This is a genomic window from Saliterribacillus persicus (assembly GCF_003337485.1).
In the GTDB taxonomy this organism is placed as follows: domain Bacteria; phylum Bacillota; class Bacilli; order Bacillales; family Amphibacillaceae; genus Saliterribacillus; species Saliterribacillus persicus.
Window position 1 is genome coordinate 1 of the sequence record NZ_QPJJ01000008.1, and the last position, 20,841, is coordinate 20,841.

Annotated in this window: 17 protein-coding genes and 1 other annotated feature; of the genes, 3 read left to right on the forward strand and 14 right to left on the reverse strand. The window is 35.8% G+C overall.

The features are described from left to right. Positions 1 to 283: 283 nt before the first annotated feature. Positions 284 to 2,701, reverse strand: a complete 2,418-nt coding sequence (gene leuS / locus DFR57_RS10215) for a leucine--tRNA ligase (protein WP_114353061.1) — start codon at positions 2,699 to 2,701, stop codon at positions 284 to 286. Positions 2,702 to 2,790: 89 nt separating this feature from the next. Beyond that, positions 2,791 to 3,000 (reverse strand) — a binding site (T-box leader). 152 nt (positions 3,001 to 3,152) lie between these two features. Further along, positions 3,153 to 4,211, reverse strand: a complete 1,059-nt coding sequence (locus DFR57_RS10220) for a tetraprenyl-beta-curcumene synthase family protein (protein ID WP_114353062.1) — start codon at positions 4,209 to 4,211, stop codon at positions 3,153 to 3,155. A gap of 122 nt (positions 4,212 to 4,333) precedes the next feature. Between DFR57_RS10220 and DFR57_RS10225 the strand changes: the two genes are divergently transcribed. Next, the gene (locus DFR57_RS10225; protein WP_114353063.1) at positions 4,334 to 4,846 is read left to right on the forward strand and encodes a gamma carbonic anhydrase; all 513 of its coding nucleotides are present in this window, start codon (positions 4,334 to 4,336) and stop codon (positions 4,844 to 4,846) included. 190 nt (positions 4,847 to 5,036) lie between these two features. Here the strand turns inward: DFR57_RS10225 and asnB are convergent, their stop codons facing one another. The 7 genes from asnB to DFR57_RS18265 all read right to left on the reverse strand — a co-directional run bounded on the left by asnB (position 5,037) and on the right by DFR57_RS18265 (position 11,631). Further along, positions 5,037 to 6,941: an asparagine synthase (glutamine-hydrolyzing) gene (gene asnB / locus DFR57_RS10230; RefSeq protein ID WP_114353064.1), complete on the reverse strand. Its 1,905-nt coding sequence runs from the start codon at positions 6,939 to 6,941 to the stop codon at positions 5,037 to 5,039. 266 nt (positions 6,942 to 7,207) lie between these two features. Continuing rightward, entirely contained in the window at positions 7,208 to 8,407 is a 1,200-nt protein-coding gene (gene metK, locus DFR57_RS10235) for a methionine adenosyltransferase (protein WP_114353065.1), read from the reverse strand. 329 nt (positions 8,408 to 8,736) lie between these two features. Next, positions 8,737 to 9,207, reverse strand: coding sequence for an RNA deprotection pyrophosphohydrolase (gene ytkD, locus DFR57_RS10240; RefSeq protein ID WP_114353066.1), 471 nt, complete (start codon positions 9,205 to 9,207; stop codon positions 8,737 to 8,739). A gap of 20 nt (positions 9,208 to 9,227) precedes the next feature. Further along, the gene (locus tag DFR57_RS10245; protein WP_114353067.1) at positions 9,228 to 9,794 is read right to left on the reverse strand and encodes a hypothetical protein; all 567 of its coding nucleotides are present in this window, start codon (positions 9,792 to 9,794) and stop codon (positions 9,228 to 9,230) included. 152 nt (positions 9,795 to 9,946) lie between these two features. Then, positions 9,947 to 10,273: a hydrolase gene (locus DFR57_RS10250; RefSeq protein ID WP_114353068.1), complete on the reverse strand. Its 327-nt coding sequence runs from the start codon at positions 10,271 to 10,273 to the stop codon at positions 9,947 to 9,949. Between the two features lie 109 nt (positions 10,274 to 10,382). Next, positions 10,383 to 11,222 (reverse strand): ABC transporter ATP-binding protein, encoded by an 840-nt coding sequence (locus DFR57_RS10255; protein ID WP_114353069.1) that lies wholly within the window; start codon positions 11,220 to 11,222, stop codon positions 10,383 to 10,385. A 253-nt stretch (positions 11,223 to 11,475) separates the two neighbouring features. Next, complete coding sequence (locus tag DFR57_RS18265; RefSeq protein WP_170132964.1) at positions 11,476 to 11,631, reverse strand: hypothetical protein; 156 nt, start codon at positions 11,629 to 11,631, stop codon at positions 11,476 to 11,478. Positions 11,632 to 11,910: 279 nt separating this feature from the next. Between DFR57_RS18265 and DFR57_RS10260 the strand changes: the two genes are divergently transcribed. Beyond that, on the forward strand, positions 11,911 to 13,161 hold the full coding sequence (locus tag DFR57_RS10260) for a DNA polymerase IV (protein ID WP_114353070.1): 1,251 nt from the start codon (positions 11,911 to 11,913) through the stop codon (positions 13,159 to 13,161). 146 nt (positions 13,162 to 13,307) lie between these two features. On the opposite strand, the gene DFR57_RS10265 is transcribed toward DFR57_RS10260, so the two are convergent. The 5 genes from DFR57_RS10265 to DFR57_RS10285 all read right to left on the reverse strand — a co-directional run bounded on the left by DFR57_RS10265 (position 13,308) and on the right by DFR57_RS10285 (position 19,617). After that, on the reverse strand, positions 13,308 to 14,780 hold the full coding sequence (locus DFR57_RS10265) for an o-succinylbenzoate--CoA ligase (RefSeq protein WP_114353071.1): 1,473 nt from the start codon (positions 14,778 to 14,780) through the stop codon (positions 13,308 to 13,310). 71 nt (positions 14,781 to 14,851) lie between these two features. Then, positions 14,852 to 15,664, reverse strand: coding sequence for a 1,4-dihydroxy-2-naphthoyl-CoA synthase (gene menB, locus DFR57_RS10270; RefSeq protein ID WP_114353072.1), 813 nt, complete (start codon positions 15,662 to 15,664; stop codon positions 14,852 to 14,854). A gap of 14 nt (positions 15,665 to 15,678) precedes the next feature. Continuing rightward, a complete protein-coding gene (gene menH / locus DFR57_RS10275; protein ID WP_245937441.1) occupies positions 15,679 to 16,485 on the reverse strand; it encodes a 2-succinyl-6-hydroxy-2,4-cyclohexadiene-1-carboxylate synthase in 807 nt (268 codons plus the stop codon). 13 nt (positions 16,486 to 16,498) lie between these two features. After that, on the reverse strand, positions 16,499 to 18,232 hold the full coding sequence (menD, locus tag DFR57_RS10280; protein WP_114353073.1) for a 2-succinyl-5-enolpyruvyl-6-hydroxy-3-cyclohexene-1-carboxylic-acid synthase: 1,734 nt from the start codon (positions 18,230 to 18,232) through the stop codon (positions 16,499 to 16,501). A 2-nt stretch (positions 18,233 to 18,234) separates the two neighbouring features. After that, a complete protein-coding gene (locus DFR57_RS10285; protein WP_114353074.1) occupies positions 18,235 to 19,617 on the reverse strand; it encodes an isochorismate synthase in 1,383 nt (460 codons plus the stop codon). 276 nt (positions 19,618 to 19,893) lie between these two features. Here DFR57_RS10285 and DFR57_RS10290 point away from each other — a divergent pair, with 276 nt between their 5' ends. After that, positions 19,894 to 20,841 (forward strand): 1,4-dihydroxy-2-naphthoate polyprenyltransferase, encoded by a 948-nt coding sequence (locus tag DFR57_RS10290; protein ID WP_114353075.1) that lies wholly within the window; start codon positions 19,894 to 19,896, stop codon positions 20,839 to 20,841.

Sequence of the window (20,841 nt, forward strand, 5' to 3'; positions counted from 1 at the left end):
CTCTCCATAATATGTGAGCTCGATTGCTCTAAACTTAACTAGCTTAATTTCTTACTTGACATACTGGTTGTTCTGTTCAGTTTTCAAAGATCAATAGTGCTGTCTCGCGACGTAAAAATTATAACACAATTTAAACGACTACGTCAATAAATTAAAATTACTTTTTGTAAATGAAATTGTTAAGAGACAGTAAAGATTACTATACATGTATTTTTACAAAAAGTCAACATTTTTATACAAAAAAAGAAGTAGATTAAAATACATCTACTTCTATCTTTATAGGCTAATTCGCAACAATATTTACTAACTTACCTGGAACAACAATAACTTTGCGGACTGTCTTGCCTTCTAATCTCTCTTTTATCGCGTCAACATTTAATGCTTTTTCTTCTATTTCTTCTTTAGTAGCTTCTTTATCTACCATCATTTTAGCACGAACCTTGCCTAAGATTTGAATGACCACTTCCACTTCATTCACTTCTAATTTCTTCTCATCAAAGGCTGGCCATGGTTGATATGAAATTGTCTCGTCATGTCCTAATATACTCCATAGCTCTTCAGCTAAATGCGGAGCTATTGGTGCTAATACCTTCACAAATCCCTCTGCATAACTTTTTGGTACATAGTCTGTTTTATATGCTTCATTAATAAATACCATCATCTGAGAAATTCCCGTGTTAAATCTTAGATCTTCAAAGTTCTGTGTGACTTTTTTGATTGTCTCATGATAAATTCTAACAAGGTCATCATTATCATTACCTTCTTGGATTTTTTCACTAAGCATATTTTCATCAGTCACAAATAATCTCCAGATGCGATCTAAGAAACGACGAGCACCGTCTAACCCATTTGTAGACCAAGCTACCGAGGCATCTAATGGTCCCATAAACATTTCATATAAACGTAAAGTGTCTGCTCCATGACTTTCCACAATTTCATCCGGGTTCACAACGTTTCCTTTTGATTTACTCATCTTCTCATTATTTTCACCAAGGATCATTCCTTGATTAAATAGTTTTTGGAATGGCTCTTTGGTAGGTACTACTCCAATGTCATACAAAAACTTATGCCAAAAACGAGCATAAAGTAAATGTAGTACAGCATGTTCTGCCCCACCGATATAAACATCCACTGGTAGCCATTTGTTTAATGCTTCTTTTGATGCAAGCTCATTTGTATTGTTAGGATCAATATAACGCAAGAAATACCAGCAGCTACCAGCCCATTGTGGCATAGTATTTGTTTCGCGTTTTCCTTTCAGACCAGTTGTTGGATCAGTAACATTCACCCAATCATGAATATTAGCAAGTGGTGATTCACCAGTTCCTGATGGTTTTATTTCTGTTGTTTTTGGTAATACAATTGGCAATTCTTCTTCCTTAACTGTTGTCTGTGTTCCATCTTCCCAGTGAATAACAGGAATTGGCTCACCCCAGTATCGTTGACGACTAAATAACCAATCTCTTAAACGGTACGTTGTTTTTCTTGTACCTTTATTGTTTTCCTCTAACCACTCAAGCGCTTTTTCAATTCCATCTTCTTTGTTTAGTCCGTTAAGGAATCCAGAATTAATATGTTTTCCATCACCTGTAAAAGCTTCATTTTCAATATCTCCGCCCTCTAATACAGGAAGGATCTCTAAATTGAATTGCTTGGCAAATTCATAATCTCGCTCATCGTGTGCTGGAACAGCCATAATCGCACCTGAACCATAGGTCATTAATACGTAATCTGCAATCCAGATTGGTAGTTTTTCACCATTAATTGGATTAACAGCATAAGCACCTGTAAACACGCCCGTTTTTTCTTTAGCTAGATCAGTTCTTTCTAAATCACTTTTTGATTGCACTTTATCAAGATAAGCTTGAACAGAATCCTTTTGTTCATCCTTAGTTATTTTTTCTACTAATGGGTGCTCTGGGGCTAAAACGGCATATGTTGCACCAAATAAAGTATCTGGCCTCGTTGTAAAAACTTTAAAATTATCCTCATGACCATCAATAGTAAATTCTACTTCTGCACCTTCAGAGCGACCGATCCAGTTTCGCTGCATATCTTTTATACTCTCAGGCCAATCTAAATCTTCAAGATCATCTAATAACCGATCGGCATAAGCTGTTATTTTTAGCATCCATTGTTTCATTGGTTTTCTAACAACAGGATGTCCGCCTCTTTCACTTTTCCCATCAATAACTTCTTCATTTGCTAAAACTGTTCCTAACTCCGGACACCAATTAACAGGAACTTCATCTACATAGGCTAATCCTTTTTCATACAATTTGATAAAGATCCACTGTGTCCATTTATAATAACCTGGATCTGTCGTATTTACTTCTCTGTCCCAATCATAAGAAAAACCAAGTGATTGAATTTGGCGCCTGAACGTATTTATATTTTGCTCCGTAAATACTGCCGGGTCATTTCCTGTATCTAACGCATACTGTTCAGCAGGTAAACCAAACGCATCCCATCCAATCGGATGTAACACTTCATATCCTTGCATTCTCTTCATTCTTGAAAGAATATCGGTAGCCGTATAACCTTCAGGGTGTCCGACATGAAGACCGGATCCTGATGGATAAGGAAACATATCTAATGCATAAAATTTTTGTTTTTCAGAATCAATTTTAGTAGCAAAAGTTTTTTCATCAATCCAATAATTCCGCCACTTTTCTTCTATTTTTCGATGATTAAACGACATCTAAATTTCCTCCTCTAGAAACTATGTAACCATTATCTAAATCAATACAAACATTTGTTCTATCACATAAAAAAAACTCCCCTATCCCCTAAAGGGACGAGAGAGATTCCCGCGGTACCACCCAATCTTAGTGTTTGCACACTCACTTTCCTATCCTTAACGCGGATAACGACAAAAGCTACTATTTTTTCACTTTTGCAACATCAAAGGCGAGTTCATAAACTACAGGAGTGACTCTCACCAACCGTCACCTCTCTAAACCTGCAAGCTTTACTACTTTTCCTTGTCATCGTCGTTCCATTATTGTAACCGTATTTTAAATAAACAACATGCATTTGTCAAGGTTTGTCATCTGATAATGACGAAACATTCTGATTACTTTATATTGAATAATTTAATAAAGATTCAGTAATTTTGAGTTCAATTACACACGCTATTTTAAAAAAACAGCCTATCTCCCTGCTAAACGATTATAAACTAAAACATTTAAATGAAAAAACTTCGACTTTCTTCCACTTGCTTTTATAAGTCGCTTGGCCATCATTTTTCCGTTCTTCAATTTACTAACCTTAGGATCAGCTAAGTATAAACCTACTAGTCCGTGATGTATCATTTCATGAAAAATCTTATTAGGGAGTTTTTGCACATTGTGATTTGTTTGTTTAATAAAATATAATAATCGTTCCTGTAATTCCGTTTCATCTTTATAATAACTGCAAAAATTCAAATCTCCTTCTAGTAAATCTTCTTGCTGATCAATGTAGTAATCTAATAATATGTGTAGTCCTTGCATGTAGGGAAAATAACTTTTAAAAATATTGCCTGCTAATTCTTCCGTCATCTTACCTCCAAGTGCATAGGAAACCATACAAAAGACTCCTAAAGTTGATCCGCTAGAAGCAGAAAATTCCTGCCAATTTAATTCGGGAAAGCTTTCCTTGTGGTTCTTAAACCAGTTTTCTAAACGATCAATACGTTCTTCATGAGCAACATGCTTATGAACCTGTAAGTCACTATATAAATTTTCCAGTTGAAGAAGGTGAGGCTTAATCAACTCAACCTGTTCTATATTTCTAAGAACTTCTTGGCATGTTTTTACCAATTTATGCAGATACCCTCCATCATTTTGGTCTTCTCTAAGCGCATAATAATCTTTTAATGGGGCATCCTCATTTAAAGCATCTGCCATTGATTGATGTAATAACCTAAAATCGGCCGGATCTAAAGAAGTGCTTCTATCACAGAGATTATCTAAATAATCACTAATGGTTTGGTAAGCCACAATAAAACGAACCGCTTCTTTCCATTTTTTTCGTGATAAAATTGCATAAACACTACCTCCTTGGCAGTGGAATTTTTTATCATCCATACTAGCTATCGCTTGCGTGCGTAATTCTTTATTTGGTATGTCATTTGCTTTTTGTCTCCAATATGCTAATTCCTTGTTCACTTCAGGGAATGCTTTTCGATAAACAAAGTTCATTAATACTGGTGCTGTAGTAGGTATCATAAAGTGAGGGGCTCCTCCTTCGGTATATAAATAACTAATATGTAAACAAGCCTTTTTTAATTCTACCATTATCCTTACTTATGATATCATAATAAATAATTCAGTACAGGAGGTAGATGTAAATGTTTTATGAATATCTTGGTAAAACACCACAGGTAGATACCACAGCCTTCATCGCAGACGATGTAGTTTTGACAGGTGATGTTAAGGTTGGGAGTTACGCGAGTATATGGTTTAAAACTGTGATTCGTGGAGATGTTTCTCCAGTCATTATAGGAAATAATGCAAACATCCAAGATTTATGTCTCATTCATCAAAGCCCCGATTTACCAGTAATTGTAGAAGATAATGTTACGGTTGGGCATCAAGTTACTTTGCACTCTTCTATCATTAGAAAAAATGCTTTAATTGGAATGGGTTCGATTATATTAGATGGTGCTGAAATTGGTGAAGGTGCTTTTGTTGGGGCTGGAAGTCTTGTACCACCCGGAAAAAAGATTCCACCAAACACACTCGCTTTTGGGAGTCCTGCGAAAGTCATCCGTGAATTAACTGAAAAAGATATCGAAGAAATGAAACGTATTAATGAGTCCTACGTCGAAAAAGGACAATATTATAAAAAGGCAGCAAAATAGTTTTTCTATTATTCTTTCCTTAGCCCTCAAAATTATACGCTAGAATAACGCTTTTTACGAAGAACATTCAGTTCTCAGTTAACTATGGTGGCTTGTCCCATCGAATTATTTCTAAGCGAAATTTTATAAATTTATTTTAGAAAAAGAAGGCTTTATCTTTAAGCGGATAAAGCCTTCTTTTTGCTATATTTTATGAAATTTCAGGAATAACATTCAATTCTGATTTAGTAACTTTATTGAAATTCGTATGATCGTATTTATGCTCTATAAAAATTTGGTGCCATAACATAAACATTAATACCGTCCATATCTTTCTACTGTAATCATTTTTGCCAATTCTATGTTCTTCTAAAAGCTTTAAAATAAACGTTTTGTTAAGTATATCGCTCGTATCACTCTCATGAATTAAATTTACCGCCCAAGAATAAAGTTCATTTTTTAGCCAGAGTCTGATTGGAACTGGAAAACCAAGTTTTTTTCGATTTAAAACGGCTTCTGGTACAATTCCCTTTGCTGCACTTCTTAATAGATATTTGGTTGTTCCGTTTGCTATTTTTAAATCAACTGGAATACGGTTAGCTACATTAAAAACATCTACATCTAAAAACGGAACACGCAATTCCAACGAATGTGCCATGGTCATTTTATCTGCTTTCAATAAAATATCACCTCGCAACCATGTTTGAAGATCAATATATTGCATTTGATTTACCGGATGTTGCGCTTTTGCTTGTTCATAAAAAGGATCCGTAATATCTTGATATTTTGTGCCGGAACTATATCTAGAAAAGAAGCTTTCTTTTTCTTTCTCTGCAAACATTTTTGCATTTCCGATATAACGATTAGAAAGTGGGGTTGTACCTCTTTCTAGAAAACTTTTCCCCTTTACTCCTTCTGGCAAAATTTTTGCAAGTTGACCTATTAATCCATTCAGTTTTTCTGGAAGATAGTTGAACATTTTTAAAGATTCAGGTTCACGATAAATATTATAGCCTCCAAATAATTCATCCGCTCCCTCACCTGATAAAACTACCTTCACTTGTTTTTTTGCTTCCTTAGCCACAAAATATAACGGGATGCACGCAGGATCTGCTAGAGGATCATCCATATGCCACATCACTTCTGGTAACGCTTCTACAAACTGTTCGGCTGAAATAATGGTAGAATAGTTTTCCACCCCTAGTTTATCAGCTGTCTCTTTTGCCAAATCAACTTCTGAATATCCTTCATGGGAAAAGCCGACAGAAAATGTTTTTATATTCGGATTATATCTTTTGGCTAAGGCAACAATAAAAGAGGAATCAATGCCTCCTGATAAAAATGAACCAACTGGTACATCACTTCGCATATGTTTTTGCACGGACGCATCTAATGTATCTCTTATTTCTTTTGTTAAGGAAAGAGAGTCGCTATTACCTGGTTGAAAAGAGGCTTTCCAGTATGTTGATATTTGGATTTTTTCCCCGACTTTTTTTTGAAAAAAAGTGCCAGGTTCTAATCTAAAAATATCCTCCGACATTGTGTAGGGTTCTGGGACATATTGAAAACTTAAATAATGTTGAAGCGCTCTATGATCAACTTTTTCATCACTTAAAAATCCTAAACTTTTTTTCTCTGAAGAAAAGTATAAGTTATTTTCCCTTTCTGCATAATAAAAAGGTTTGATTCCAAATGGATCTCTTGCTCCATAAAGCAGCTTCTCTTCTTTGTCCCAGATGATAATAGCGAACATTCCACGTAATTGTTTGAATGCTTCTACGCCATATTCTTTAAACATCGCAATCACTACTTCTGTATCGGAGTCTGTAAAGAATATATAACCTTTCTCTATTAGCATTTTTCTTAGTTCGATATAGTTATAAATTTCACCGTTAAACATCAACCAATAACGTTCATTACCATAACTAAACGGCTGATGACCACTGTCCAAATCAATAATACTTAACCTGCTAAACCCAAATGAGACATAGGCATCATCATAATAACCTTCGTCATCTGGACCACGATGATAAATTATATGGTTTCCTTCTTGCACCTTTCTATTATATTGCTTGGCCTGTCCTTCTTCATTTAGTAGACCTATAAATCCACACATATTGTACCCCCACTTTTTTGATATATTATATGATCAAATAAATAGACGTATTCAAATCACGAATGTTACAAAAATAAATTGTTTTCTAATATTTACAATGTGCGAAATAACAGTAATTATGTATGGCGATTATTTAAAGTGGATTTATTTTTAACTAAATAGAAAAGAAAAGACTAATTTTTAGCATATGTGTGAAAATCCTTCATCATAAAAAGGCATAAAAAAGCATCCATGCTTATTACATGAATGCTTTTTTGCTGATTATTTTATTTGTTTACATATTCTTTTAAAGCTTCTACTTTATCTATCGCTTCCCACGAGAATTCTTCATCTGTTCGACCAAAATGACCATATGCTGCAGTTTTACGGTATATTGGACGTCTTAAGTCTAACATTTTAATAATTCCTGCTGGACGTAGATCAAATAACGCACGAACCGCTTCTACTAATTTCTCTTCAGAAACTTTTCCTGTACCAAATGTATTAATAGCGATAGATACTGGTTGCGCTACGCCAATTGCATAAGCAAATTGAACCTCACACGCTTCTGCTAATCCAGCTGCTACAATATTTTTAGCTACATAGCGGGCAGCATATGCTGCAGATCTATCTACTTTTGTTGCGTCTTTCCCGCTAAATGCTCCACCACCATGGCGAGCATAACCACCATACGTATCTACTATAATCTTTCTACCAGTTAACCCAGCATCTCCTTGAGGTCCACCGATAACAAAGCGGCCAGTTGGATTAATAAAGTATTTTGTTTTTTCATCTAGTAAATTAGCAGGTACAATTGGTTTTATAACTTCTTCCATCAAGTCCTTTTGAATTTGTTCTAAAGTAGTATCTTGATGATGTTGTGTAGAAATAACAATTGTATCAATTCTAGCTGGTTTATTATTTTCATCATATTCAACTGTAACCTGTGTTTTTGCATCTGGGCGCAAATAAGCTAAAGTTTTATCTTTTCGAACATCAGATAAACGTTTGGCAAGCTTATGTGCCAAGCTTATTGGTAATGGCATTAGTTCTTCTGTTTCATTGATCGCATAACCAAACATTAAGCCTTGGTCTCCTGCGCCTATTGCTTCAATTTCATCATCAGTCATTTTTCCTTCGCGAGCTTCTAAAGCTCTATCAACGCCTCCAGCAATATCTGCTGATTGCTCATCAATAGCAGTTAAAACTGCACACGTATCCGCGTCAAAGCCATATTTCGCACGCGTATAACCAATTTCTTTGATGGTTCTTCTAACTATTTTCGGAATATCTACATAGGTCGATGTTGTAATTTCACCAGAAACTAAAACAAGACCAGTAGTTACAGTTGTTTCACACGCAACCCTGGCATTCGGGTCTTTTTTTATAATTTCATCCAATATTGCATCAGAAATTTGATCACAAATTTTATCCGGATGTCCTTCCGTAACAGATTCGGATGTAAATAAACGGCGATTAGTTGTCATAAAAATAGTTCCTCCTTCAAAACGCATACCAGCTATACTATGACGGGTTAAGACGTTTTGGTTCCTTGTACTTTTTATAATGGATGCTTTGTTTCACACAAATTTTTTCGGACATCTTCCTAAAAATATTGCAATGCCCAATTTACATTCATACCTAAATAATATAGCATGACACATACGATAAAATAGGCTAAAATACTATGCTGTCTCTTTTTCACTTAAATTTTATCGTAACCAAATGCCCTAGTAATGTCAATTATTTTTTCCTCTTATTAGAAGTTGAAATATCAAGTTTTCCACATAACAAAACGCACACCTATAGATGTGCGTTACATTTTTTCTCTTTTTATATACGCTAAACTAATTGGTAAAACATTATCTTTCATCATAAAACTAAAGGAAGGGTTTGTCTTTATATTATCAGGAAGTTCATCCAATAAAACAGGACCTTCCGTTTCATAGTATGTAGATTGGGAAGGAAGCTTACTTATCTGAGCAAAATAAATATTTTTTGCTAATTGATCAGCTTTCCCACAAACATAGTATTGTCCTATATATTGGATTTCTTCAACAATTCCACCCGTTTCTTCTAGAATTTCTCTTTTCGCTGCTTGTACCGGGTCTTCACCCCGTTCAACCTTGCCGCCTGGAAATTCTAAACCACGATCCCTATGTTTAGTTAAGAGCCACTGGTTTTTATAACGACAAATGATCCAAACATGCTTTGGCGCAGAATCAAAGGGATGGTATTCAAAAGACAATTCCACTTTATTATTGTAATAATCATAAAATGTTTCCATTTAATTCGCTACCTTCAACCTTATTTATGAAGAACCTTTGAGATTTTCCATCCATCTTCATATATAAACTCGATGCTTATCTGATAATCTCCATACATCTCACTTTGATTGGATTGGACAACCTTCTTCGTTTCTTCATCTACCTCTATTATTTCATACTCTTGGTCATTAATAAACCAAGGTGGTGTAGAGGTTGGTATAATATATAAACCATCTTCTTTTTCCTCATAATAAAAATCAATGTATGGCTGTACAGCGTTTTGCGTTGCTATGTCAGAAAATGATTGAATAAGTTCGTCTTTCGTTTTATATTGCGTTACTTTATATGACTCATTCGTGTCTTGTACTAAATGATCCATGAATTGGTCTGTTAATGACACGATTTCTTCATGTGTCAATTCTGTTTTTTCTTCCGCTAATAATTCAATGTCGTCATTTGCTTTCTCTTTCACGTCTACTGCTTTTTCAGCATGGACACTTACTTTCGATACTGCGTGTGCGTCATCAATTAAAGGTTGACTAATTACACCTACAGTCATTGCAACAAGGACTGTTGTCATTAGTATACTCATGATAGTCTTTTTCATTTTTAATTCCCCCTATTTGTCCTATGATTAACTATTCCTGTTCTGAAAAGTTTTCAAACCTTTTTTTATGGAAAATCTTCTTTACTATTCTTTTTTATTATTCTTTACTATATAGACGATTTCACTTTAAAAAAGTTACATTATTTAAAAGATTATTCTTTATCTTCTAAAATAATTCCTAATTCTTTTATATTATTTCTAGTCGAATCATCACCTAATTGATACAGCATACGATAGGCATCCACTATCCCTGCATCATAGGCATCATTTTCAGAATCGTTATGATAAGGCTTGAAAGGAATGTGGGTTCTCCAAAAAGAGCTTTGGTCTGCATCATGCATACCATTAAATACTTTTCTCAAAAGATATACTTCCGCTTCATCTGCATAAATTGTGAAATCATCATTATTTCCATAGGGCACCTGGGAGATTTCTTGCGTTCCTACATTCACATAATATTTTTGTTTTTCTACTTTCATTTTTATTCAGCTCCTCATGCTTACTTTACGTTTTTTTGAAAAATTTATACCTTTATAAATGACAAAAAACACATGCGCATAAACGCATGTGTTTTGGAATTTGACTATTTTATTGTGCACGAACTCGACCTTGATATGACTCTGCGACTGCTTGCTTTATTAAACACCGTCCACGCCCGTGTGGAATACACATTGGTGTTCCAAACATCGGATCATACGTCACGTCACATTTCATCTGAAACACATCATGAACGAGGTTACAGCTAATTATTTCTTCTGGTTTTCCTTGTGCATAGATCTTTTTATCTTTAATCGCTACAATATGGTGTGCATAACGACAAGCTAGGTTTAAATCATGTAATACCATAACAATGGTACTTTTTTTCCGCTCATTTAATTCAAACAATAAATCCAAAATATCAATTTGATGAGTCATATCTAAATAAGTAGTTGGTTCATCTAACAGAATAGTATCTGTTTCTTGAGCAAGTGTCATCGCAATCCAAGCTCGTTGTCTTTGACCACCAGATAATGAGTCTACCGTACGTTCTTTTAAATCATTCATGTTGGTAGATGTTAATGCCTCTTGCACTGCTTTCTCATCTTCTAATGACCATTTTTTAAATAAGGTTTTATATGGGTGTCTTCCTTGTTTCACTAGATCTTCCACTGTTAATCCTTCTGGGCTTATCGGACTTTGTGGCAAGATAGATAATTGCTTTGCTACGTCTTTAGTTGGCATTTTAGCAATATTTTCACCATTTAAAACAATGCCACCATCCTTAGGCTTTAAAAGACGTGCCAAAGAACGTAATAGTGTTGATTTACCACAGCCATTACCACCAATAAAAACCGTAATTTCCCCTTTAGGGACTGTTATATTTAAATCGTCAATGATGACTTCTTCACCATATCCCAAAGTTAAATCCTTAGCTACTAGTGTTTCCATGTAAAACCTCTCCCTTTTATTCCGCTTGACACTTTCCCACTTTTTAAGGTTTTCTCTACTATTTAGTTTATTTGTTTTACTCTTCTCTGTCAATGAATTTGATAATCTTTATCAATTAAAATTTCATCCTCATAATTTCAATTTGCATCCACTACAGCAGCATAATTAAATTTTAAATTCGTTACTAAACTTATAAAATCAACTCTTTGAACCATATATCATAACCTATGAGGTGGTCTTGGTTAAGGAAACTCTATTTTTTATTAATGCTCACTCCGATTGAAAGCCCACCAATTATCGCTAATACAAATATATATCCTGAACTAACCTGAAACGCGAATTCCAAAATAGCAACGATAGCAAGCAAAATTAAACCAATTATAAATAAGGATTTATTCGCAATTCCCAAAAATATCTCCCCTTTATTTTGAACAATAATTCGACTAATTTTTATTGTATAGCGTATTTAAGTGTCATTCAAATTATGTTTTTTAATTATCTAAACCTTTTTCCATTAGAAATATGAGAAACAACTTTCGTTTTTATTTAAAATCGTATCCTTATATGCGCCAACCATATACAACTAATGAAAAGTAGCTATTTATCTACAATAATTACCATACTAAAATTTTATCTTTCGTGTTATACTTTTACCGAACTAACGTTCTTATTTTGGAGGAAAAATTAAATGGACTATACATCATTCCCTCGTAACAATGTGCTATGTATCGATATGCGGTCCTTTTATGCTAGCGTAGAGTGCGTAAAGCTCGGATTGGATCCAATGACAACTTTACTAGCAGTTGTTGGTGATGAAAATCGCTCTGGCAGTATTATCCTAGCGGCCTCACCTGCTCTTAAGAAAAAGCATGGCGTGAAAAATGTTAGTCGATATTTTGAGCTTCCCTCTGATCCCGATCTGCATATAGTGGAAGCCAAGATGGGAGATTATGTGCATGTATCCATTGAAATCACCAAGCTATTAAATCAATATGTTCCAATGGATGCTATTCATCCTTATTCTGTTGATGAATTATGGGTCACCGTGAATGGTTTAGAAAAATTATATGGAAATTATCAGGATATTGCTAAAATGATTCAACAAGAACTTTTAGAAACGATGGGATTAACCTGTGCAATTGGGATTGGTGATAATAAATTTTTAGCAAAGGTAGTGATGGATTTATATGCAAAAAAAACTGGTATTGCTGAATGTCGCTATGAAGATGTAGAAGAATTACTTTGGCCTACGCCAATTGAAGAAATATGGGGCATTGGCTCACGAATGATGCGTAACCTAAATCGCATGGGAATTGTAACTTTGGGTCAATTAGCAAACTTTCCTTTTGATCGGCTAAAAAAAAGATTCGGTGTAATGGGGGAACAGTTATATTGGCATGCATGGGGCGTCGATCTCAGCCCTGTCTATGGAAATTTCATACGGGAAGAGCAAAAAGGTTTTGGTCACGGCATTACATTACTCAGAAATTATACAGCAGAAGAAGTGATGGTTTGTCTTCTTGAATTGTGTGAAGAAGTGTGTCGACGTGCCAGAACTAGTGGCCAAGCAGGAAGAACCATTCAGCTAGGAATTGGTTACCAACAAGAGGTCGGTGGGGGGTTTAGTCGTTCTCGATCGGTCTATTTACCAACCAACATTACCATGGAAGTGTATAGAGTATGCTTACAATTATTTCATGAATTTTATGACAGGGTCACGAAGGTACGTAGAGTTTTTGTTACCTTAACTAACTTATCAGAGGATATCGAAACACAGCTAGACCTTTTCGATGATAAACCCAAAAACAAAGATATCGGGTATGTCATGGATCAGATCCGGGACACGTATGGATCTACTTCGATATTACGTGCTTCTAGTTATTTGGATGCTGGAATTACACGTGATCGCAGCAAAAAAATTGGTGGTCACTATGCATAATGGCTTTTTTTCTATAATGAGCACCTTAGTCAATGAAGAGTTTGCCTTTAATAATTAGCTATAGATTAACATCCTCTATCACCAAAATACTCTCTGATTAAGCGAAAAAAGAACATGACATGATCAGAATTGGTGATAAAGGATGTCTACCTCTCTAGATACAGTTCCTGAAGGCGATGCCTTACTAGTTTGTTGGTAGCATTTCTGGGCAATGCCTCCACAAAACAAAAATCCTTTGGTGTTTTAAAAGTAGCAAGTTTTTCTTTACAGAATTTTTCAAGCTCCTTCTTATTGATAGCTTGGCTACTAACCACAAAGGCTACTGGTACACTTCCCCATTTTTCATCTGGAACACCCGTTACCCCTGCCTCTTTAATCAAGGGATGTGTCAAAAGAATATTTTCGATTTCTGCAGGATAAACATTTTCCCCACCAGACACGATAAGGTCTTTTCTGCGGTCGACCACATATAAAAAGCCATCATTGTCTACATAACCAAGGTCGCCAGTATATAACCAATTAGACCTAAAGCTTTCCTTCGTTGCTATACTATTATTATGATACCCTAAAGCAACCATTGGTCCTTTCACTACAATTTCTCCAACAGTTAACGGCTCTAGCACTCCATCTTTTCCTCTAATTTCTAATTCAGCTGGAAATAACGGTTTCCCGGCTGAACCAATTTTATCCATCGCATCAGTTGGTGCTAACGTTGAAATCTGAGAACAGGTTTCCGTCATTCCATAAGTTTGAAAGATAGGTACCTGTTTTTCCTTTGCTTCTTCCAGTAAAGATAATGGAGCAGGACCTCCACCTAAAAGCATACACCGAAAAGTAGAAGGATAATTATCATCTCCAAGCTCTTCTAATAATCGTTTACACGTAAGCGAAACAACAGAGATAATCGAAACCTCTTTTGTCATAATTGCGTTATGGACAAAAGTGGCATCAAATTTTTCCATCAACAAGATCGGCATACCGTAAATAAGGCTCTTAAAAAGGCTCGAAAGTCCGCTAATATGGTATAACGGCAAGGAAACCAACCATTTATCCTTGGTGTCGATTCCTAAATTTAAAGCAGAAGAAATAGCACTCCACCAATGATTTTCAAAGCTTTGCTCAACTGCCTTTGCCTTTCCAGTTGTTCCAGACGTATACATTAACGTTGCCACATCACTTAATTCTATATGAGTTTTGAACTGAGTTTTTACAACAGAGAGTTTTTCTATTTCAGAAGTACAAACAACAGCAACCTTATCAGAAGTCACTTCAGCAACAGCTTCTTCGTATATAGAATCACATATAACAAGCGATACATCTGCATCCTCCACCTGATATTGCCATTCTTTTTTAGATAATTTTGTGTTTAACAAAACTAGTGGGCAATCTAAATAGGTGCATCCTAAAATAGCCACGACCATATCGAGAGAATTCTCCGCTAAAATAGCAACTTGACCTGTTAACTTTTTGCTGTAATGAACCTTTATTTTCCCAGCAAAGTCTTGCGCTTTTTCTCTCAATTCTCTATATGTAATTACTTCTCCAGAAACGGTTTCTACTGCAAGGCTTTCTGGTGTCAATTGTACTCTTTTATCCAACCAATGAAGCATCTCTTTCATATCATCCAGCTCCGATCCATAGAAAATTGAATGACCAATGCAACAGCATTGGTCATTCACATCAAGCTTTATTAAGGAAAACGAGGGAATTTTTTAAAGTCAGGCTTTCTTTTTTCTTTAAACGCGTCTCGCCCTTCTTTTGCTTCATCTGTGGTGTAGTATAATAATGTCGCATCGCCACCCATTTGCTGTAAACCAGCTAAGCCATCTGTATCTGCATTGAGTGATGCTTTAAGAAAACGCAGCGCAGTTGGAGACTTCTCTAGCATTTCTTCGCACCATTGCAACGTCTCTTCTTCCAATTTTTCAAGTGGAACAACTGTATTTACAAGTCCCATATCCAAAGCTTCTTGCGCATTATATTGACGACATAAGAACCAAATTTCTCTCGCCTTTTTTTGTCCAACGATTCGTGCTAATAAACCGGCACCATATCCGGCATCAAAGCTTCCTACCTTTGGTCCGGTTTGTCCAAAAATAGCATTATCTGCTGCAATAGTTAGATCACAGACAACATGTAACACATGTCCACCACCAATAGCATAACCAGATACCATTGCAACAACTGGTTTAGGAGTAACACGAATCAAGCGTTGTAAGTCTAGCACATTTAGACGAGGAACCTGATCGTCCCCAACATAACCACCGTGTCCGCGAACTTTTTGATCTCCTCCAGAACAAAACGCATCATCGCCAGCACCTGCTAGTACAATCACACCAATACTTGAATCATCACGTGCATAAGAAAATGCATCAATTAATTCATTTACAGTCAACGGACGAAATGCATTTCGAACCTCAGGGCGATTAATTGTTATTTTAGCTATTCCATTATATGTTTCATATAAAATATCTTCGTAATTACGCTCATTTACCCATTCCATTTTATCAAATCCTCCTATATTTCTTGCTTTGAAATAAATTCACTTACTATTGTACCAAAAATTTTAGGTTGTTCCACATGAATTGCATGCCCACTGTCGGAAATTATCTGAAATTCACTATTTGGAAAAAGCTTATGCATCTCTTTTCCAATCTTAACAAACTTCAAATCTAAGTCTCCAACAAGAATCAGAGTCGGAATTGGCAGCTTTTCTAAGTGCGTCCACCAATTAGGCATGAATCCGGTTCCCATACCGGTTAAAGATAAGCTCAAACCAGTTGATGTTTGAGATAAACGTTCTTCTTTTATTTTTTTCTGAATGTCGTTTGGTAGTTGTGCCTGCGTTTCAAATAAAGGTAACCTTTCCCATTTATTAATAAAAGCAGGAATACCATCATCCAAAATCTCTTTAGCAGAAGCTAGATCCGCTTCTTGTCTTAATTTTCGATCCTGTTCTTCCTTTAATCCAGCAGTGCCACTCTCTATTACTAAGCTTAAAACCTTTTCCGGATATACACAAGCAAAGCTTAAAGCTGTTCTTCCGCCTAGCGAATATCCTAATAGGTGCGTTTTTTCTAGTTTTAATTTTTCCAAAATTATAGCAAGGTCATCACAAAATTGCAGCATAGAAATTACACCATTTGTAACTGTTTTCCCATGACCCGGTAAATCCATTCGAATAACCTTATGCGACTCGTTTAAATAGGGAACGATCTCACTCCAGGTGTTGGTAGTACCTGTGAAGCCATGAAATAATAACACAGGTATACCTTCCCCTTCTATTTCTAGCCAATATTTTCGATCCTTAATTGGAATATACAAATCGTCACCTACTTTATTTCGAGGTTAATATTGTTTCGATGTCTTTCCACTTTTTCCTATGCCAGCTTACATTTTCTTCGCGATTTGTTTGAACTTCAATTAAAGAGATACCATTTTGCTCGTAGCTTTCCTTTAAACAATCTATATAACTCTGAAAAGAATCTGGCCGATGATAGTGCAGAGAATAAGTAGACGCAATTTGTTCAAATTGTATGTTGGACGGCGTTCCAAATAATGCTTCAAATTGTGATGTTTCACTACTAGCTTGCGGTAAGAAAGAAAAGATTCCGCCACCATTATTATTTATTAAAACGATGGTAACGTTAAGAGATGTTTCTTTACTTAGCAACAAACCATTCACATCATGTAATAGTGAAATATCACCGATCAAAAGTGTCACTCTTTTACCATTTGCGGCTGCTCCAAAAGCAGAGGAAACGACACCATCAATACCATTCGCACCGCGATTAGCAAGAATTTCGATTTCCTTATTTGTGTGCATGAAAAAAGTATCTACATCTCGAATCGGCATGCTATTTCCCACAAATAATATACTAGCAAAAGGTGCTGCTTCTTCTATTCCTAATACAGCATGGCCTTCTGTCAAATTTTCTGTAAAAGAGCGTTCTAACAAAATGCCTTTTGCTTTTTCATTCCAATCCTGCATCATCTCTAACCAAGAGGGATCAAAGTCAAACGAAGTAGAAATCCCATTTAATTGCTCTAGTAAAGAAGTAGCGTCACTATACAAATAATGGACAGTTTGATCCGTCGGCTCCCGGTATCCCTCGTATGGCTCAACAATAATGTGTTCGACATCTTTTTGCGCTTCGACAAACTGACCATAAGCTTTTGAAACCGGCGCAGCTCCGAAACGAATAATTAGATCGATTTGCAAATGCTCACGTATGCTAGAGGATTTCAAAAACGCGTCATACGATTCTATAACTAATTTTTTCGGGTCAGGATGGCTTCTAAGCTTAGAAAGCGGATCAGCAAAGACTGGCAAATGAAACAATTCAGCAATTTTTAAGATCGCTTTTGCTTGGCGTGCATCATCCTGTGGGCCACTTACAATAATGGTTCTTTGCTTATTTTTAAGAACAGATATCAGTCTTTTAATAGTAGAAGCATCGACGGTGATGGTACCACTTTCAAACCATCTTTTCTTTTGTCCTTTCCCCCACATATTTTCTACATGAAAGTCCGGAAGAAGCGGTTCTCTAAATGGCAAATTGACATGTACTGGACCTTTATTATGTTGCATTGCTGTATGTACTGCCCGAAAAGCTTGGTTTCTAGCATAAGAAAGCATTCTTTCACTTGCTTCTGGTAACGCCATTTCATGAAACCATTTCACATAATTACCGTACATTTTAATTTGATCAATCGCTTGAGGTGCACCGTTATCTCTTAATTCGTGTGGACGATCTGCAGTTAACACAAGAATAGGTAGACGACTATAGTAAGCTTCAATAATCGCGGGAAAATAATTAGCAGCTGCTGTGCCTGAAGTACAAACTACAGCAACTGCTCGATTAGATTCTCTTGCAATTCCTAAAGCGAAAAAAGCAGCAGACCTTTCATCAATTTGAATCCATGTCTGTAAATCTTTATGCTGACTACATAGCATTGCTAGAGGAGTAGATCTTGATCCAGGTGAAATGACAATATCCCTCACTCCACTTTCTACCAGCTCATCCACAAAATTAGCTACATATCTTGTTAAAATTTCAGTATGTTTCATCCTTATCCCCCTAGAGCACTTAACATTGGAGTGAACTTAATGTTTGTCTCCTCGTATTCCTTAAGTGAGTTGGAATCCTTCACAACACCGCAACCTGCAAACAAAGTAGCTTTCGTATCATTTATTAGCGCTGAGCGTATAGCAACTGCAAATTCCCCATTAAAGTCCTGATCAAACCAACCAATCGGAGCACCATACCAACCACGATCAAGGGATTCGTACGATCGTATAAATTGCATTGCTTCTTCTCTTGGATAGCCAGCTAAAGCAGGAGTTGGATGTAGCTTTTCGACAACATCTAAAATACCGTAAGACGATTTCAATTCTGCTTTTACAGGTGTATATAAATGCTGAAGATTCTTTAACGGATACAAAACAGGGCGATCAGGTATTTCCATTGTAGTAGAGACAGCAGAAATCGCTTCTCTAATCATATCTACGACAAACTGATGTTCATGAAGATTCTTATCATCATGTAACAGCCTGTCCCCAATTAATGCGTCTTCAAAGTCTGTTTGCCCGCGCTTCGCCGTTCCAGCTAGACAAGCAGAAAGCACCGATTGATTTTCAACTCGAACTAATCGTTCTGGTGTAGCACCAATAAAGCTCGACTCCATCGAATCAAATGCAAAGACATAACTATTTGACTGTGCTTGTAGTAAGTGATGTAAAACAACTGTTATGTCCACCGTATTTTTAAAATCCAGTAGCAATTCTCGCGCTAACACAATTTTGTCTACTGTGCTTGTTTTAATTGTTCTTGTTGCTTGCTTTACTAATTCCATCCAATCTTTTGGATCTTCTTCATACCTATTTTCTATCGTACTTAAAGGCTCTTGAATAAAGTTAGCGCGTGCTAACATTTTCGTATCTTCTGAAATTTGCTTGCTTAAAATTTCAAGGGAAGTAGTAGTATCTACTATACAATTGATCGTTAAATAGAAATGATCATCTTCCATTGTTAACACATAAGCAGGCACAAGAAATTGACTACCCTGGAACTCTTTCCAGTCGGTATTCGTTGACGTCATTTTCTCATCAAAAGTAAATCCACCAAAAGCTTTTGGTGTTGTAAGTGGATAGGCATTATCAATAATTGCATGTTCAAGCAGTTCTTCCCACTGCTTTCGCACACTAGCATAAGAGGTTTCTTTTGCTTTCAACGTATATGCTTTACCAACACCTATAAAAGATTTATTCTCTGTAGCGCTTGACCAAAAAACACGATTTCCATCTATATTTTTTCCAGCTTGAAAAAATCCTAAAGGATCTACCGTATCAATTTCATTTGTAACACTTACAAAGGTTGGTGCATGCATTCTTGTTGCTTGAGACCTTGCTGCTTTTAAAACACCATCTATATGTTTTTCCTTTGTTTCAATCATTCGTAACCCTCCAATATATTAGGGCGTTGCCATTTAGGCATTGTTCATTATATTATAAATGATGACGCATTTAAATAACAACTAATGTTTAAGGCATTATTTACTTGTGTCTTCCCCACAAAAAGCAAACCTATGATAGATTATAACCGATTTTCAAATATTTTTCTTATTTCATGATTATTCAACGAATAAAGTTAGATTGACACGCTTTGTGAAGTTATCTAAACTTAATTCTAGAATAACTAAATTTAATTATTGTATAGGAGCAAAAAGTATATGACAACAAGTAATCAAGCAACTGAACGTGCCCATCTAAATGAAAGACCTGGCTTCCATATATGGTGGCGATTATTAAGACCACATACATTAACAGCCTCATTTATACCAGTTTTTATAGGAACGATGCTTGCAGTCTTGGATGACTCCTTTAAATTACTGTTATTTTTAGCCATGTTATTAGCGGCAATGTTAATTCAAGCTGGTACAAATATGTTTAATGAATATTACGATTTTGTACGTGGATTAGATAATGAGAACTCGGTGGGAATAGGTGGAACAATCGTAAGAGATGGTATTAAACCTAAAACAGTAAAACGATTAGCAATTATCTTTTTTATTCTTTCGATGCTATTAGGTGTTTATATCTGTCTTTTATCGAGCTGGTGGATCTGTGCAATTGGTCTATTTTGTATGTTAATTGGCTACTTATATACAGGGGGGCCAAAGCCTATTGCATATAGCCCATTTGGAGAAATTGTCTCTGGCATAATTATGGGAACTATTATGATCGGAATTAGCTATTTTATTCAAACTGGTACAATTACTCTGGAAGTAGTCATTATTTCTATACCAATCGCGATCTTTATTGGAGCTATTTTACTTTCAAATAATATTCGTGATTTAGATGGAGATAAGGAAAATGGCAGAAAAACGATAGCAATTCTTGTAGGAAGAAAACATGCAATCTCCCTATTAGGAATAAGTATGACAAGCAGTTATATGCTAACCATTTTATTTATTCTACTTGGGTTACTACCTATCTGGAGTTTGCTTGCACTCATAAGTGGAATAAAAGCAGTAAAAGCAATCAAATTATTCCGTCAAAATTCTACCAACGTAGCTATGATACCTGCGATGGTTACTACTGCTAAAACAAATACTTTTTACGGGCTATTGATTGGACTGTCACTTCTTCTTCAAGTTTTATGGCCAATTACCCTGTGA

Coding starts and splice junctions, on each gene's coding strand:
- leuS (WP_114353061.1), bottom strand. CDS start 2,701: ATGTCGTTTAATCATCGAAAAATAGAAGAAAAGTGGCGGAATTATTGG.
- DFR57_RS10220 (WP_114353062.1), bottom strand. CDS start 4,211: ATGATACCTACTACAGCACCAGTATTAATGAACTTTGTTTATCGAAAA.
- DFR57_RS10225 (WP_114353063.1), top strand. CDS start 4,334: ATGTTTTATGAATATCTTGGTAAAACACCACAGGTAGATACCACAGCC.
- asnB (WP_114353064.1), bottom strand. CDS start 6,941: ATGTGTGGATTTATAGGTCTACTAAATGAAGAAGGACAGGCCAAGCAA.
- metK (WP_114353065.1), bottom strand. CDS start 8,407: ATGACAACTAATCGCCGTTTATTTACATCCGAATCTGTTACGGAAGGA.
- ytkD (WP_114353066.1), bottom strand. CDS start 9,207: ATGGAAACATTTTATGATTATTACAATAATAAAGTGGAATTGTCTTTT.
- DFR57_RS10245 (WP_114353067.1), bottom strand. CDS start 9,794: ATGAAAAAGACTATCATGAGTATACTAATGACAACAGTCCTTGTTGCA.
- DFR57_RS10250 (WP_114353068.1), bottom strand. CDS start 10,273: ATGAAAGTAGAAAAACAAAAATATTATGTGAATGTAGGAACGCAAGAA.
- DFR57_RS10255 (WP_114353069.1), bottom strand. CDS start 11,222: ATGGAAACACTAGTAGCTAAGGATTTAACTTTGGGATATGGTGAAGAA.
- DFR57_RS10260 (WP_114353070.1), top strand. CDS start 11,911: ATGGACTATACATCATTCCCTCGTAACAATGTGCTATGTATCGATATG.
- DFR57_RS10265 (WP_114353071.1), bottom strand. CDS start 14,780: ATGAAAGAGATGCTTCATTGGTTGGATAAAAGAGTACAATTGACACCA.
- menB (WP_114353072.1), bottom strand. CDS start 15,664: ATGGAATGGGTAAATGAGCGTAATTACGAAGATATTTTATATGAAACA.
- menD (WP_114353073.1), bottom strand. CDS start 18,232: ATGAAACATACTGAAATTTTAACAAGATATGTAGCTAATTTTGTGGAT.
- DFR57_RS10285 (WP_114353074.1), bottom strand. CDS start 19,617: ATGATTGAAACAAAGGAAAAACATATAGATGGTGTTTTAAAAGCAGCA.
- DFR57_RS10290 (WP_114353075.1), top strand. CDS start 19,894: ATGACAACAAGTAATCAAGCAACTGAACGTGCCCATCTAAATGAAAGA.